Consider the following 15272-nt stretch of genomic DNA (forward strand, 5'->3'; position numbering starts at 1 on the left):
GCCCGGGAGCGGATGGTGGCCCACATCGCCGCGTGGCAGGACCACTTCATCCGCCGCGTGCCCCGGCCCGCCGGGAAGTGACACGCTGGCGCCGGCGGCCGGGGCTGGCGTCACTTCGGGTCGGCCGCGTACAGCGCGGTGTTCGTCGTCACGAACAGCGTCCTCCCGTCGGCCCCGCCGAAGCACAGGTTCGTGCCGCTGCCCTTGGGAATCTTCACGTCGCCGACCCGCTTCCCCTCGGGCGACAGGACCACGACAACCGCCCCCGCCGTCGCGTACACGTGCCCGTCGGGCGCGACCGCGATGCCGTCCGGACCCGCCACGTCGGCCCACTTCTTGTCCTTCCCCGCGGCCACGTCGACCGAGCCGTCGCCCCTTACCGGGAACCGGTAGATGCCGGACTTCTTCCTGTCCTTGTAGTTTGAGACGCCGACGTAGAGGAACTTGCCGTCGGCCGCCAGCGCGGCCCCGTTCGGGTTGGCGAGGTCGCCCAGGTCGGCGGCGTCGTACACGACGGTCGCGGCCCCCTTGGCGACGTCGACCGCCGTCACCCGGCCCTTGTCGGGGTCCTTGAGCGTGGTGAAGTACAGGAACCCGTTCGCCCCCACGACCAGGTCGTTGAGCGACACCTCCTTGTCCAGGATCACCTTCGGGTCTTGACCGGGCCGCCACGCCGCGAGCCTGCCGCCCAGGACGCCGTAGAACGTGCCGTCCGGCCCGACCTTCCCGCGTCCGCCCTCGCGGAGTTCCGACACCTCGGTGCCCACGACCTTGAACAGCTTCGCGGTCTCGACATCAGAGGCGATCAGGCACTTCTCGGCCGGCAGCCACGTCGGGGTGTCGAGCTTCTGGAACCCGTCCTTGATGAGCTTCAGCGGGCCGTACGCGGGGGCCGCCGGCGCCGTCGCGGGGGCGTCGGCACTCGCCGGGCGCTCGACCTTCGGGGCGTCGGCCGCGGCGTACTTGCCCTCGGTGCGGACGGGGTCGAGGCTGGGGACGAACCCCTCGCGGGCGGCCGGCGTGAACGGCTCCAGCTTGTCCGGGCCGACGAACGGGCGGACCGGGGTCTTGCTCTTGTCGTCGGTCTTCCAGTCGTCGGGCAGGACGGTGCCGGTCGTCAGGTCCACGTTCACGAGCCGGCCGGCCTTCCCGGCCACCCGCACCTGGAGGACCGTGTAGTCCGGGCTGACCCGGCACAGCGCGTACGCGGGCCGCGCCGTCGCCCGGTGCGACAGCGGGCCGAAGTCGGCGACCCAGTGGACGCGGTTGAACGCGAGCCCGACGCTCGCCCACTCGTCGGCCTTGAGGAAGTCGGCGACCGCCAGCTCCTTCAGGATGCTGCCGTCCTTCTTGTAAACGATGACCCGGCGGGACATGGCCTCGTGCCGCCGCCGGTCCTCCGGGATCGGGCCGGGCGCGTCGCTCTTGATGGCGCTCGCCCCGAGCCGCTCGGACCTCTCGGGGCTCCACACGGTCACGTGGTTGTAGAGGGCGAACGTCTCGCCGCCGGGGGCCATGAACAACTGGGCGGAGATGTTGCCGGCCTGCACGCCCCGGGCCGGGTACGTCTTCGACTCCCCCGTCTTGGTGTCCTTCCAGGTGAACTCCCACTTCAGCGGCCCGTCGAGCAGGTTCGGCTTCGGCGGGCCGCCCCTGGTGCCGGCCTTCGGGTCGGCGACCACGGCCGCGGTGACGACGAACCGGCCGTCGGCCGACTGGCAGCCGTCGATGGACGACGGCGGGCCGTAGCCGGCGGGGGCCGGGAGCGTCAGCGCGAGGGCCGCCGCGACCGACGTGAGGAAACGAACCACGGATCAGCTCCCGGTGAGAGGGTGTTCGGGTGCGGCGCCGGCCGGCCGCGGCGGCCGGTCGGCGCGTGGCGCGGGTCACACCAGCAACTCGCTGATGCCGCCCTTCTGGTCCACGTCGGTGCCGAGGATCGGGTCCGGCTGGCCGAACGTCTCCCGGGTCCGGTCCCCCGCGGCGTTGAGGAGCGTCGTGTACAGGTTCCCGATGTGCTTGTGCCCCTTGGCCCCGTGGCCCGGCAGTTCGAGGTAGCGGCCGGTCTTGAGCGCCCCGCCCAGGTTCCCCACCAGCACCGCGGGCCACTCCCAGCACCGGCAGTGGTGCCCCTCGGCCGCGTCCGACAGGTACACGATGAGCGTGTTGTCGAACATGGTCCCGTTCCCCTCCTTCGCCCCCTGGAGCGTCTTCACGAGCCGGGCGATCAGCTCGAAGTGGAACTGGCGGATGATCTGCGCCAGTTCGTCCGCGCTCCGCCCCGGGGGCACGCCGGCCGCCTTGTCCGCCCTCCCAACGTCGCCGCCGCCGTGCCCGATCGTGTGCTTGTCCCGGGTGATGCCCAGCCCCTTGAACGTGACCGAGAAGTACGGGTTCCCGACCCCGCTCGCGATCGTGACGGCGTTCGTCAGGCCCGACACGAGGGCGGCACCGGCGAGGCTGAACTGGGCGTCGAGCCGGTCCGTCTCCACGGCGCTCGTGAACTTGTCGGTCACCGGCGGCGCGTTCTTCTTGAGGACCGCCTCCATCTCGACCAGCTTGCCGTGCCGGTCCCGCATCGTCTCGAACGCCCGGAGGTAGCTCTGGAGCTTCTCCCGCTCGGGGCCGGCGAGCGACGCCTCGGCGCGCTTGACGTCCGCGGCGAGGTGGTCGAGGAGCGGCCTCCGGGTGTCGAACGCCCGCTTCGCGGCCCCGCCCGCGGCGCTGCCGAACAGCGCCTGGTACGCCAGCGCCGGGTTGCACTGGGTCGGGCTCGGCGTGCCCGCCCCGGCGGCCGAGCAGTTGTACACGACCGTGTGCTCGGGCCGGTCGGTCATCCCGAGGCCGACGTGCGGGAACACGCCCCCGAGGTGCTTGCCGAGGGCGCAGTCGACCGTCGGGCCGGCCGGGGGGCCCTTGGAGGTGAACGCCCCGAGCGCCCCGAAGTCGTTCGAGTGCCCGCCCCCGCACATCTTCCCGGACAGCCCCTGGAGCACGGTCACCCGGTCCTTGACGAACGACACCGGGTCGAGGGCCGGGGGCAGGTCGTGGTCCTTCAGGGGCACGTCGCGGACGCCCTCGCGGACGCCCCCGGACCGCCCGGTGTAGGTGCCCGACGCCACCAGGTTCTTGTTCCGCTCGATCCCCTTGGGCTGGATCTGGTGCCACGGGACCCCGTTGCCCTCGACGACGAACACCACCCGCCTGGGGGAGGGCGCGCCGCCCGCCTCAGCGTGCAGCCGGGCGAGCATCGGGGTCAGGACCGTCGCCCCGGCACCCAGGGACACATTCGTCAGGAACTGTCGGCGGTTCGCGGTCATGGTCGCGTCCTCGGTTGGGTTCGGGTTCAGAATCGGAACCCCGGCCGGCGGCCGGGCAGTCACTTCGCGGTGCGGAACAGGAACGACTCGCTCGTGAGCAGGGACGTGATGAGCGCCCTCATGCTCCCGCCGGACTTCAGGTACGCCTGGTCGGCGGCCATCAGGGTGCGGGCGTCGCCGGGGTTCTCGTCGCGGCCCATCCAGAACCGGAACGCGTGGCGGACGAACACCTGGCGGGCGCGGTCCGTCTTCGCCAGCCGGCGGATCATCTCGACGGCGCCCGGGGCCGGCCCGTCGACCGCCGCGTCCCCGGTCCCGTCCACGAGCCCCGTGCTGTCGAGCGGCACGAGCTTGGGTGCGGTCGTCTTCTTCCCCTTGGCGTCGGTCGCCTCGACCGACACCTGCTCCTGGGTGCGGAACCGGCCGAAGTGGTCGAACTGCTCGAACGCCAGCCCGAGCGGGTTCATCTTCTTGTGGCACTGCCAGCAGTACGCCTCCTTCGTCACCTCCATGCGCTCGCGGAGCGTCCTGTGCGGTGCGTCCGGGAGCTGGGCGTCGACGGTGATGGGGAGGTCCGGCACGGTGCCGCCGAGGAGCCGCTCGCGGACCCACTTGCCCCGGCGGATCGCGTGGTTGTCGGAGTTCTCCGAGTTGGCGACGAGCCACGCCGGCTGCGTCAGGACCCCGGCCCGCTGCTCCTTCGGCAACTCGACCGGCTGCGAAGCGGGGAAGTCGGCCAGGTTGTACGCGAGGTGCGACTTGTTCCCGTCCCCCGGCGGCTTGCCCTCGAACTTCTTCGGGTCCTTCCGCTTCGCCTCCTCGTACGACTTGACCGCCGCCTGGTACTTCGCCCGGTCCCCCTCCGCGGTCTGGTGGTGGACGTAGCTCCTGGTCGTGGTGAGCAGCTCGGCGAACACGTCCTTGTCGGCCGCGACGATGTCCCGGACCAGGCGGTCGGTGTCCGCGACGAGCCCGCGGGCGTTGTGGGCCGGGAACGCCTTGGTGTCCTTGAACACCTCGGCCGCGCCGCCGTACCCGAAGTACTCGCGGAAGAACCGCAGCACCCGCGGCTTGTCGGCCTTCGGGTCGGCGAAGATTCGCGCGACCTCGCGCGCGACGTCGGCCGGGGTCGCGAGCCGGCCGGCGTCGGCCGCCTTGAGCAGCTCGGCATCCGGGGCCCGGTCGGTCAGCGCGTACGCGACGGCGAACGCGACCTCCCGGGGGGCCAGCATCCGCTTTCCGCCGGCCGCCGCGCCGTGCCCGAGTTCGCTCCGGAAGCTCGCCTCGGGCTGCAACAGCACCGCGACCAGGACCGCCCGCGCCCCGCCCTCCGGTCCGCCGAGTTTCGCGGCCGAGGCGTACAGCTCGGCGAACCGCTTCAGCTCGTCGGCGGTCGCCGCCCGCTTCAGCGCGAGCTGGAACTGGAACGAGACCGCCGCGTCGATCTGGGCTCGGGTCGGGGCCGGGTCCAGGAGCTGGGCGAGCTCCTTGACCGGCTTCTTGTTGGCGACCTTCCGGAGCGCGAGTTGCTCGTCGGCGATCGTCTCGGCGTTCCGCATCAGCTGGGCCGTGGTCGACTCGTCGAGCCCGCCGACCGCGGCCTTGTCCTTGAACCCGTCGCCCGGCGGCAGCGGGAACGGCTGCGCGAGGGTGAGCCCCTTGAACGCCTTCGCGACCTCGGCGTAGATGAACGGGCTCACCCGCCACAGCCGCGGGGGGTGTCGAGCGGGGCCTTCCCGGCGTCGGGGCCGAACAGCAGGTGGTGCGGCACATGGTTCCCGGTCCGCAGGCTGCCGGACCCGGTCGCGCCGCTCTTGCCGGCCTTGGCGAGCTCGCGCTCGACCCACCCGGTGACGGCCTTGACGGCGGCCGGGTCGGGCTGCTTCTCGCCCTCGGGCGGCATCTCCCCGGCGGTGACCCGGTCCGCGACCGCCTGCCAGGCGTCGGCGTTCTTGCCCTCGGCCAGGTCGGCCCCGAGCTTCGCGAGGTCGAGCTTGCCCTCGGCCTTCTTCGCGTTGTGGCAGCGCACGCAGTTCGCCGCGAGGAACGGCTGCACGGTGTCCTTGAACCCGTCCGCGTCCGGGGCGGCCTTCGCCGCGGGCGGGTCGGCCGAGGCCGCGGGCACCGCGGCGAGCGCCGCGGTCAGCACGACCAACGGGACGGCAAGGACGTGCAGGCGGGCGGCCATGTGTGACCCTTTCGGCGGGAGGTTCATCGGGCGGCTCGTTCCGAATCCCGTTTTGATTAAACTGAATTCACTCTTTGCGTGCAACATTTAACTCGCCAACTCGCGCGGGGTTCCGCGGGTGGGCCGGTAATTTCTCGCCGCGCCGCCGGCCACCAGCCCCCGACCACCCGGAGTTTGGACAGCAATCGACTCGGATGGTGACGCTTCACGATCTCCCAGACACAAAGGCCGGCGAGCGGTCGTCCCGAACCGAACGACGTCCTTCTCGCGGGCGTCGAGATGGTCGCGGGGCTGGTCAGCCCGTCGGAAGACAGCGGCGCGATGTCGGGACCGAACGCGCGGTGGTCCCGCTCGACGCCGGGGCGATCCCAGCGAGGTCGGCCGCCGCGGGCGGTAAACCGGGCGTGCCCTGCGCGGACCGAACCGTCCAATGCTTTGCGGAATAGTCGGAATTGTCGCCCGCGGCGTCTGCCCGCCCGCCGGGCGGGCTTCTGCCTTGTAGCCCACTCGAGTGCCCCTGCCCGCCCCTCCGCTTGAAACCCTGTCATGCCGACCACCCCGCCCGGCTCGTGCGCCCGCGCCGATCACCACCTGTCCCGCCGGCTGTTCCTCCAGGGGGCCGGCACCGGCGCGCTCGGCGGGTTCGGCCGGCTGTTCGCCGCGGACAACGCCGGTGCCGCCGCGGCGCGGGGCAAGCACGTCATCCTGGTGTTCATGTCCGGCGGGCCGAGCCAGTTCGAGACGTGGGACCCGAAGACCGGGCGGCCGACCGGCGGGCCGCACATGAACATCCAGACCGCGGTACCCGGCCTCCGCATCGACGAGTACATGCCGAACCTGGCCCGGCTCGCCAACCGGACGGCCGTCATCCGCTCGATGACGTCCGACCTCGGCGACCACATGGAGGGGCACTACCTCGCGCAAACCGGCCACAAGCCGACGAGCGTGAGCGCCACCGCCCCGCACTGGCTGTCGGTGTGCGCACACGAGCAGCCGGCCGCCGGCGGGCTGCCGGCGTACGTGGTGCTCGGCGCGGAGTCCGGCGGGAACATGGCCGTGCCGGGGCCGGGGTTCCTCGGCGCGGGGCACCAGGGGCTGTACTGCCCCGGGAAGGGCCAGGGGCCGGAGGACCTGCCCGCGGCGGGGGCGAAGGAACTCGACGCGTTCCGCCGCCGCGAGGCGCTGCGCGCGGGGCTGGGCGCGGAGTTCGGCCGGGGCCGCGGGGTGCCCGCCGTCGGCGCCCACGACGCCACGTTCGGCGCCGTCGGCCGGCTGCTCACCAGCCGCGACCTGTTCGACGTCACCCGGGAGCCGCCGGAGCGGGCCGAGAAGTACGGGCCGACCGCCCTCGGCCGGGACTGCTTGCTCGCCGCGCGGCTGGTCGAGAAGGGGGTGCCGTTCGTCCGCGTCCAGCACCAGAGCGGGCTGGCCTGGGACAAGCACCGCCGCGCGTTCGACAGCCAGCGGCACCTCACCCGCGAGTTCGACACCGCCGTAGGTGCGCTGATCGACGACCTGATCGACCGCGGACTGTGGGAGACGACGCTCGTCGTGATGATGGGCGAGTTCGGCCGCACGCCGGAGATCCTCGGCCAGGGGCCGCCCGGCCGCAACCACTGGACGAAGAGCTGGTCGATGTCGCTCGGCGGGTGCGGGGTGAAGCCGGGCGTGGTCGTCGGCAGTACGAACGACGACGGCACCGCGGTCAAGGACCGGCCGGTCACGGTCCCGGACCTGTTCGCAACCTTTTACACGCTGCTCGGCATCGACTACCGCACGGAACTCGACTTCGAGGGGCGGCCGATGCCGCTCACGGAGAACGGCAAGGGCCGCCCGGTCAAGGAGGTGCTCTGATGCCGCCGACCAAGCTCGTGAAGGGCAAGGTGTACGCCGTCGGGGACGGGGCCAAGCGCGGCCCGCTGACGATGTCGCAGGTCCGGTTCCACCCGACCGAGCGGCGGCTGATCGCCGCGTGCGCCGACCGCCGCGTCGCGCTGTGGGACCTCGACGGCGAGGAAGGGGCGGCCAGGACCGGGCCGGCGGTGGCCGGGGCGCTCGTGTGCCCGCACGACGCCGGGTGGGTCCGCGGGCTCGACGTGTCGCCGGACGGCAAGTGGGTCGCGACCGGCGGCTCGGACCGCCGGCTCAAGCTGTGGGGGTGGGCCGGCGGCAAGCCGTCCGCGGCCCCCGCGAAGGACGTTCCGGCCCACGCCGGCTGGGTCGAGGCGGTCGCGTTCTCGCCGGACGGCCGGTTGCTCGTCACCGCCGGCGCGGACTTCAGGGTGAAGGTGTGGAACGCGGCCGACCTGTCGCCGCTCAAGGACCTTTCCGGCCACACGAACTTCGTGCGGGACGTGGCGTGGGCGCCGGACGGGAAGGTGTTCGCCAGCGGCGGCGAGGACGGCAGGCTCGTCGTGTGGGACGCGAAGACGTTCGAGCCGGTCCGCACGATCGACTTCGGCGACGCGAACGAGCAGTTCGGCCAGAACCCCGGGCCGAGCGGCGTGTACCGGCTGCACGTCAGCCGCGACTCGCGGTGGGTGGCCGCCACCGGCGGGAAGAAGGTCGACGTCTTCGACCTCGCGACCGGCGCGGCCGTCGCGACCGCAAAGGCCGACGCACAGGTCGCGTTCAGCCCGGCCGGCGACGTGATGGTGGCCGGTTCCAACACCGCCCGGGTGTGGGCGTACGACGCGGCGAAGTTTGTGCCCGCCAAGCCGGACAAGAACGGCAAGCCGGGCACCCCCGCGGCGCTGCCTGGGAAGGAGCTGGGGGCGGTCAAGCTCGGCGACAACGCGCTCGGCGTGCGGTTCGCGGCCGACGGCAAACTGCTCGCCTTCGGCAAGAGTGACGGCAAGGTCGAACTCTGGGAGATCGCGTGATGCGGGCCCTCGTCCTCGCCGCTTGCGGCGCGCTCCTCGTGTCGCCCCCGGCCCGCGCCGGCGACGTGCGGGAGCTGAGCGGAGCCATTGACGCGAAGGTCGACACGGCCCTCGCGAAGGAGGGCGTGAGGCCGGCCCCGCGGGCGGAACCGCACGAACTCGTGCGGCGCATCTACCTCGACGTGCTCGGCCGCATCCCGACCGCCGACGAGGCGGGGGCGTACCTGAAGGACGCCCGCGAGGACCGGCACCACCGCCTGATCGATGAGTTGCTCGCGTCCGCGGAGATGCCCGCGTACTGGCGGGGCGTGTTCCACCAGTGGCTCAACGGCGCCCTCGACGAGCGGCGGCCGGGCGAGGACGAGTTCCTCGCGTACCTCCAGAAGCGGCTGGAGGAGAACGCCCCGTGGGACAAGGTGGCCCGCGAGATGCTCGACCCGGACGAGAGCGACCCGGTCGGCCGCGGGGCGTCGTACTTCCTCGCCAGCCGGCTCGCCGGTAACGACCGCAGCGCCCAGCTCGACGCGATGACCGTTGCGGTGTCGAGCACCTACTTCGGCGTGCAGTTGCAGTGCGCCAAGTGCCACGACCACCCGACCGTGGACAAGTGGACGCAGGAGAACTACTACGGCATCGCCGCGTTCTTCGCCCGCACCGCGACCGCCCGCGCGAAGTCCGGGAGTGGAACGGTGCTGACCGAGAAGCCGGACGGTGAGGTGAAGTACACCGGCCGCAAGACCGGCGAGGCGACCGCCCGGTTGCTGTTCCTCGACGGGACGGTGAGCGAGGCCAAGGGCGGGCGGCGGAAGGCGCTCGTCGCGGCCGGGGTGAACGCCGAGAGCCCGTACCTCAAGCGCGCGATGGCGAACCGGGTGTGGAAGCACCTGATGGGGGTCGGGTTGGTCGAGCCGGTCGACCAGATCCACGACGCGAACCCGGCGTCGCACCCGGAGCTCCTGGACCTGCTCGCGGCGGACTTCGCCGCGAACAACTTCGACTTGCGCCGGTTGCTGGGCGGCGTGTTGCACAGCGAGGCGTACCTGCGGTCGAGCCGGTGGGCCGGGCCGGGCCCGCGACCGGCGGACCGCACCTACGCGGTCGCCGCGCTCAAGCCGCTCTCGCCGCCCCAACTGGCCCTCTCGCTGGCCCACGCGACCGGCTACGCGGAGGTGCTCCGCGCCCGGTACCAGCAGGGGGACAAGTCCGGGCCGGGCGCGGCCGTGACGCCCGGCGGGCTCCGCGTCCGGTTCGAGAAGGAGCGCGAGTATGCGGCCCTGGCGGCGCGGTTCAAGCAGGAGGGAGAGGGGTTCCAGGCGAACGCCTCGCACGCCCTCTTCTTGACGTACAACCCCGTGGTTCAGAAGATGCTCAAGCCGGGAGCCGGCTCGCTCGTCACCCGGCTCGCAGGGGCGAAGGACGACGAGGCCGCACGCCTCGCGTACCTCGCCGTGCTCTCCCGCCCGCCGGCCGCGGCGGAGGCGGATGCGGTGGCGAAGTACCTCGCGACCCCCGGCGTCGCCCGCGAGGAGTTGTGCCGCGACATCGTCTGGGCGCTGCTGGCCGGCTCGGAGTTCCGCTTCAACCACTGACCGACCCGCCGGCCTCGCTGCTCATACCGAGGACGAGGCACCGCCGATCCCCGAGAGCACTCTGGTCGGGCCGCGCCCCCGCGCGGCCCGGCGGACCGCTCCGGGTCACGCGTTCCGGGGCCAGAAGTACAGCGGCTGGTTGACCCCCTCGGCGAGCGTGTAGAACCCGCCCCCGTCCGGGGTCAAGGCGATCGCCTCCCCGGCCGGGCCGCTGACCGAGGTCGGGGCCGCCGGTGCCGCGCGGAACACGTCCGCCAGGCTCTGTCCGGCGGCGCGGCTCCACACGTAGACCGACGAGTGGCTCTTCACCGCAACAGTCGCCCCGTCGGCCGACACGCTCCCGCCGGTGAACGTCGACCCGCGGGTCAGGGTCGTCACGTAGGTCAGGTCGATCGTCCCCGCGCCGGCGCGGAGCTGCGCGGCGGGGACGGAGAACACGTCGTTGCGGCTCTTCCCCACGATCACCACGTCGCCCGTGCGCGGGTCAACGAGGAGCGTCTCGGCGTTGTACCTCGGGAACGTGAGCACCCCCCCGGACCCCGGCTTGGTGTACCGCAGGTCGAACCGCTCGGCCCCGCGGAGCGTGACCGTCGGGGCGTCGGCGGCCGTCGCGGGCGGGGCCCCGGCGTTCGGCACGCTCGGCTCGGGGATCCGGTAGATCTGGACGGTCGAGCGGTTCAACTTGTTGTTGCCGACGTCGGCGAGGTACAGGTAGCTCTGGCCGGGGACCGGGCCGGGGCCGACCTGGAGGTCCTCCCAGTCGACGTTCCGGGTCCCGGCCAGGGTGTAGGTCGCGAGCAGCTTGCCGGACGTGCTCAGGGCGAACACCTGGGCGGTGTTCCCGCTGTCGTTGTGGGTCCACAGCACGCCCGGCGTGGTCCCGCTGACCGCGAGGCCGGACGCCTCGTCGATCTGCGGGGCGTTGACCCGGCCCAGCAACTGCTTGGGGCCGTACGCGGCCGCCGGGGCGGCCGAGGCGACCAGTGAGGCGGCGGCCGGGGCGGCCGCGGGCACCCACCTGTCCTCGAGTTCGTGGACGAACAGCCGGGTACGGGTCCCGGCGGTCGGGGGGGCGGCCGACGGTCGGGGACGTTGGACGCGGGAGAGCCAGCGCATGGGAGACTCCGAACGTGAGGGGAAGAGAGAGGGGAACCGCTCCGGTCCGGGGGCGGTCGCGGGCGCGACCCGGCCCCGTGCTCGATCGCGCCCGGGGCGCGGGGGTCTCCCCCGGCACGCCCCGGACAACGTGACTTTCGACTGTGCGGCGGCCGGAGATACAGGGGCCGCCCCGCGGCACGCACGCGACCACGGCGCCGTGCGAATCACTTCTTCGGCTTCGGCGGCTCGGTCGCGGTGGTCCCGGTCGCGCTCACCCGGACGTCGATGACCGCGGCCGGGGGTACGTTGGCGAGCCCCAGTTCGCCGGCCGTGAGCGTGAAGTACGCGGACACCCGGACCGCGTTGACGGGCCCGTCCTTCGGGCCGGTGTACCCGAGCGTGACCCGCGGGGTCACGGGGATCTTCTTCCCGCCCACCTCGAACACCGCCTTTGCCTCGTGGTACTCGACCGACTTCGCCTTCTCGCCGGCCGCCAGGTCGGCGACCTTCACGTCGGCCGTCTTTGCCGGGCCGATCGACTCGACCGTGAGCGTGGCGGGGGGCGGGGCCTTGGGGTCGGCGACGAGCGCCCCGAGGACGCGCCGGGCCTGGTCGCCGGCGGGCTGGCACCACGCCGGGCACGCCACCGCGAACTTCGCCTCCGGCCCGGCGGCGGTCACCGTGAGCGCCCCCGACACCGGCCGGCCCGACAGGAACGTCGGCCAGAACTTCCGCTCCCGGTCGCGGGCCTCGATGTCCACGGTGACGTACTTGGGGGAGGTCGGGCTGAAGGTGAACGTGGTCCCGGCCGGGTGCACCACCGCCGGCTTCTTCGGGTCCCTGCCCCTCGCCCCGGACTCGAAGCTGGCCCGCGTCGGCCCGGCCGCGGTCGGGATCTCGGGCGCGGGCTTCGGGGCCGAAGCCGGGAGCTCCACGAGCAGCGCGTACCCGTCGGACCAGCCGCCGCCGAACGCGGCCTGGGCGGCGTTCTTCGTCGGGGTGGGGGACGCCGTGCCGTCGCTCTCCGGGCGCCCGGCCGCCGCCCCGCCGACGAACAGCACCCGCGTCTTGCCCCCGACCACGCCCGACGCGATCCCCCACGCCGCGCCGCGCCCGGCCGCGCCCTCGGTCACCTCGGCGGCCCCGACCCCGGGCACGACCGAGCAGAACCGCAGGGCCGAGAAGTCGTCCGAGAAGACCATGACGTGCTCGCCCCACGGCTCCGCGTCGGACAGCTTGTTCGGCGTCTGCCACACGCCCCACGCGGCCATCCCGGTCGCGGCCAGCGCGCCGCCCGGCACCCGGGCCATGTTCTGGACCCACGCGCTGTTCGGCTTGCCGGTCGGGCCGGTGGCCGACCAGAACGTCCAGCTCGTGACGCGGTAGTCCTTCGGGTCGAGGCGAATCAGGTACACGCAGCTCAGCACCCCGGCCCCGGCCGCGTTCATCCCGATGCCCTTGGGCTTCACGGATTGGCGCACGTCGAACGGCTCGGCCGTCATCACGCTGTTGCCCCCGTCTGACCACGCGTAGAAGAGGATGCCGCCGTCGGCGTCGTGGGTGACGAACCGCACCGCCGAGTCGGACACCTGGCGGCTGTTGTCGAGGCCGACGTACGGCCCGCCCCAGTCGTAGAACTGGTACTTCAGCGCGCCGTCCGGGGCGTGGACGTTCAGGGTCGGGCACCGCCACGGCTCGCGGCCGGTTTGCCAGTGGTGCTCGCCGCCGACGGCGACGGTGCCGTCGGTCGGGCTCACCGAGGTCGTCGGCTTCAGCCCGCCGGGGACGGTGACGGTGTCGAGCGCCTTGCCGGCCGGGTCGAGGACGAACAGCCGGCCGGCTCCGAACCGGACCCGCGTGCCGTCGGCCGAGAGGGCCAGCGTCGGGGCGGCCGCCGGCCCCTTGACGTGCCGCACCCACACCGCCTTGGTCCCGTCCGGCGACAGCCGGGCCACGAACGCGTGGTCGCACTTCGGCCTCGCGGCCTTCGGGTTCGGGTTCGCATCGGCCGCGGGCAGTTCCGCGACGTCGCCGCCGACCGCGGCGATGCCCTCGGCAGCGCGGCCGGCCACGTAGATCGCCCCGTCCGGCCCGACGGCCGCCGCGGTCGCCGCCCCACCGCCCACGGGAACCGGTGGACGGACCGCACCGTCTTCAGGTCCGCCGAGCAGATCGCGACGAACGGGGTCGTACCGTCGGTCCGCCACCCGGGCTTCTCGAACACCGGGTTCCCGGCCGCGTCGACCTTCGGCTTGCCCTTGTCGAGGACGGGGACCGGCTTGGGCTCCGCGGGCGCGGGCCGGTCGGTGCCGATCACCCCGACCCGAACCCCGGGGTCGAAGACCGGCCCGAGGACGTTGCCGACGAGGACGACCGAGCCGTCCGGGGCGAACCCGCCCCCGCACAGCCACTCGTGCCCCTTCCCGCCCAGGAACGTCGCGGCGATGACGTCGGCCCCGTCGCCCGCGTTCTTGCGGATGCGGGTCGACTTCGCCGGGTCCGGTGCCCGAGCCGGGGCGAACGGGAGCAGGGCCAGGGCGGCGAGGGCGGCGAGCGGGGCGTGTCGCAACACGGTGCGGGCTCCTGAAGGGGTTCGGTGGGGATTGGAATGCGGCCGGCGCACCCGGACGGAGCGCGGCCCGAGTTTGTTCGGGTCCGGGGCGGCTTCAGCGGCCGCGGACCAGGAGCAGGGCCGGGTTCGCCGCGCCGGGCTTGTCGTCGGCCCCGACCCACCGGGCCCACACCGCGTGGCACCCGGCCGGCGGCTTCGCCCACGTCACCTCGAACGGGGCTTCGGTCGCTTCCCCGATGAGCGAGTCGCCGGCGTAGTACGCGACCCGCTTGACCGCCGTGCCGGGCTTCACCGACGCGGACAGCTTGACCCCGACCCCCGCGGGCACCTTCAGGTCCCGCGACTTCTTCGGGTCGAACGGGGCGAGCTTGGCGGTGCCGTCGGCGGCCGCGGCCTCGAGCGTCACCGGGGCGTCCTTCGACGACCACGCCCGCCACACCTCGGCCGTCGCACGGTCCGGGAACCACGCCGCGACCGCCCGGTCGCCCGGGTAGTCGGCCCACGCGGCCACGGTGGCGAACGTCCCGGCGGCGGTCGAGCGGTCCCCGAGCCAGCCGTCCTCGGCGACGACCGGCTTGAGCTTCACCGGCCCGTTCGTCGGGTCGGCCGCCGGGTCGAGGCGGGTGCGGACGACGGCCTTGATCCACGGCACCTGGAGCGCGGCCGCGTTCCCCCAGTCGTGCGCGCACCCGTGCTGGACGCCGAGCCCCCACGGCAGGCCGTCCTTCCGGGCCGGGACGTAGAACTGGTCGATCGCCGGGAGCATCTTGAACCCGTCCGGGACCGCTCCCATCGTGAACAGCAGCGGCACCCCCTTCGCCGCGGCCTCCAGTTTCGCCGGGTCGGTCACCCAGCCGCAGTCGACGCACGTGGTCAGGGTGCCGGCCGGGTCGCGGATCAGCACCGCGGTGACCATGCCGCCCGCGGAGTGCCCGGTGCCGACCCGCGGGGCGTGGACCAGCTCCGGGTGCCCGCTCTTCTCCGCGAACTCCTTGAGCGCCGCGGCCAGCCCCGCGGCGAGCTTGTCGGGCCGGTTGTTCGCCTTGCGGTCGATGCTCATCACGACGTGCGCGAACCCGAGCTCGCGGCACAACTCGGCCCACCGGTCGTCGGTCCTGAAGGGGGCGTTCATCGCGTGGACGATCACCCCGCGGACCACCTTCACGTCCGGGACGAAGACGTCCGCCCGGACCGGGCCGAAGTTGCCGCCGAGCGACTGCTCCCCGGCACGCGCCGGGGCCGCCACGAGGAGCATGGCAAGGACCGTCGCACACATGGGACCACCCTCGTAGTTGACTCAATATCGCAATAGTGAATTCACATTACGATACGCTGCGTGCGCGGCCCGCGTCAACTACTAACTTGAGATCTCGTACCGGGAGGTGCTGTGAACGAGGCGAACGGAGGTGCGGACCGCGTGTGGTTCGGGAAGTCCGGGCCGCCTCGCCGATCTGCTCGGCCAACTGCGAGCCGTACTCCCGCTCGGCGTTGCTGAGGGGTGCCCGGACGTATTGGATGACATACTGCCGGGGCTCGCACGGGGCGAGCGGGCCGGCGATCAACACGCCGGCCCGCTCACCCCTTCCGCCCGCTCGCACACCTGCCGCGGTCGGGACGACCGCG

At 73.1% G+C, this 15272-nt stretch carries 10 protein-coding genes; 3 read left to right on the forward strand and 7 right to left on the reverse strand.

Annotated features, from left to right (window positions below):
- Positions 1-110: 110 nt before the first annotated feature.
- From ACTIGN_RS32835 to ACTIGN_RS32850, 4 genes are all read right to left on the reverse strand, one after another.
- Positions 111-1811: an SMP-30/gluconolactonase/LRE family protein gene (locus tag ACTIGN_RS32835; RefSeq protein ID WP_439631949.1), complete on the reverse strand. Its 1701-nt coding sequence runs from the start codon at positions 1809-1811 to the stop codon at positions 111-113.
- Positions 1812-1886: 75 nt separating this feature from the next.
- The gene (locus tag ACTIGN_RS32840; RefSeq protein WP_439631951.1) at positions 1887-3320 is read right to left on the reverse strand and encodes a DUF1552 domain-containing protein; all 1434 of its coding nucleotides are present in this window, start codon (positions 3318-3320) and stop codon (positions 1887-1889) included.
- A gap of 59 nt (positions 3321-3379) precedes the next feature.
- Positions 3380-5020, reverse strand: coding sequence for a DUF1588 domain-containing protein (locus tag ACTIGN_RS32845; RefSeq protein ID WP_439631953.1), 1641 nt, complete (start codon positions 5018-5020; stop codon positions 3380-3382).
- Complete coding sequence (locus tag ACTIGN_RS32850) at positions 5017-5508, reverse strand: c-type cytochrome domain-containing protein (protein WP_439631955.1); 492 nt, start codon at positions 5506-5508, stop codon at positions 5017-5019. Before ACTIGN_RS32850 ends, ACTIGN_RS32845 begins: the two co-directional genes overlap by 4 nt.
- Before the next feature lie 546 nt (positions 5509-6054).
- Here ACTIGN_RS32850 and ACTIGN_RS32855 point away from each other — a divergent pair.
- Genes ACTIGN_RS32855 through ACTIGN_RS32865 form a run of 3 tightly spaced genes read left to right on the forward strand, consistent with a single transcriptional unit; the run spans position 6055 to position 9979 of the window.
- Complete coding sequence (locus tag ACTIGN_RS32855; protein WP_439631957.1) at positions 6055-7362, forward strand: DUF1501 domain-containing protein; 1308 nt, start codon at positions 6055-6057, stop codon at positions 7360-7362.
- Positions 7362-8390, forward strand: coding sequence for a WD40 repeat domain-containing protein (locus ACTIGN_RS32860; RefSeq protein ID WP_439631959.1), 1029 nt, complete (start codon positions 7362-7364; stop codon positions 8388-8390). Before ACTIGN_RS32855 ends, ACTIGN_RS32860 begins: the two co-directional genes overlap by 1 nt.
- Positions 8390-9979, forward strand: coding sequence for a DUF1549 domain-containing protein (locus ACTIGN_RS32865; RefSeq protein ID WP_439631961.1), 1590 nt, complete (start codon positions 8390-8392; stop codon positions 9977-9979). The genes ACTIGN_RS32860 and ACTIGN_RS32865 overlap by 1 nt, the downstream gene beginning before the upstream one ends.
- Before the next feature lie 105 nt (positions 9980-10084).
- On the opposite strand, the gene ACTIGN_RS32870 is transcribed toward ACTIGN_RS32865, so the two are convergent.
- From ACTIGN_RS32870 to ACTIGN_RS32880, 3 genes are all read right to left on the reverse strand, one after another.
- A complete protein-coding gene (locus ACTIGN_RS32870) occupies positions 10085-11095 on the reverse strand; it encodes a hypothetical protein (protein WP_439631963.1) in 1011 nt (336 codons plus the stop codon).
- Positions 11096-11301: 206 nt separating this feature from the next.
- Complete coding sequence (locus ACTIGN_RS32875; RefSeq protein ID WP_439631965.1) at positions 11302-13149, reverse strand: hypothetical protein; 1848 nt, start codon at positions 13147-13149, stop codon at positions 11302-11304.
- Between the two features lie 594 nt (positions 13150-13743).
- Entirely contained in the window at positions 13744-14925 is a 1182-nt protein-coding gene (locus ACTIGN_RS32880; protein ID WP_439631967.1) for an Ig-like domain-containing protein, read from the reverse strand.
- Between the last annotated feature and the right edge of the window lie 347 nt (positions 14926-15272).

It is taken from the genome of Gemmata sp. (assembly GCF_051859125.1).
Taxonomy (GTDB): Bacteria; Planctomycetota; Planctomycetia; order Gemmatales; family Gemmataceae; genus Gemmata.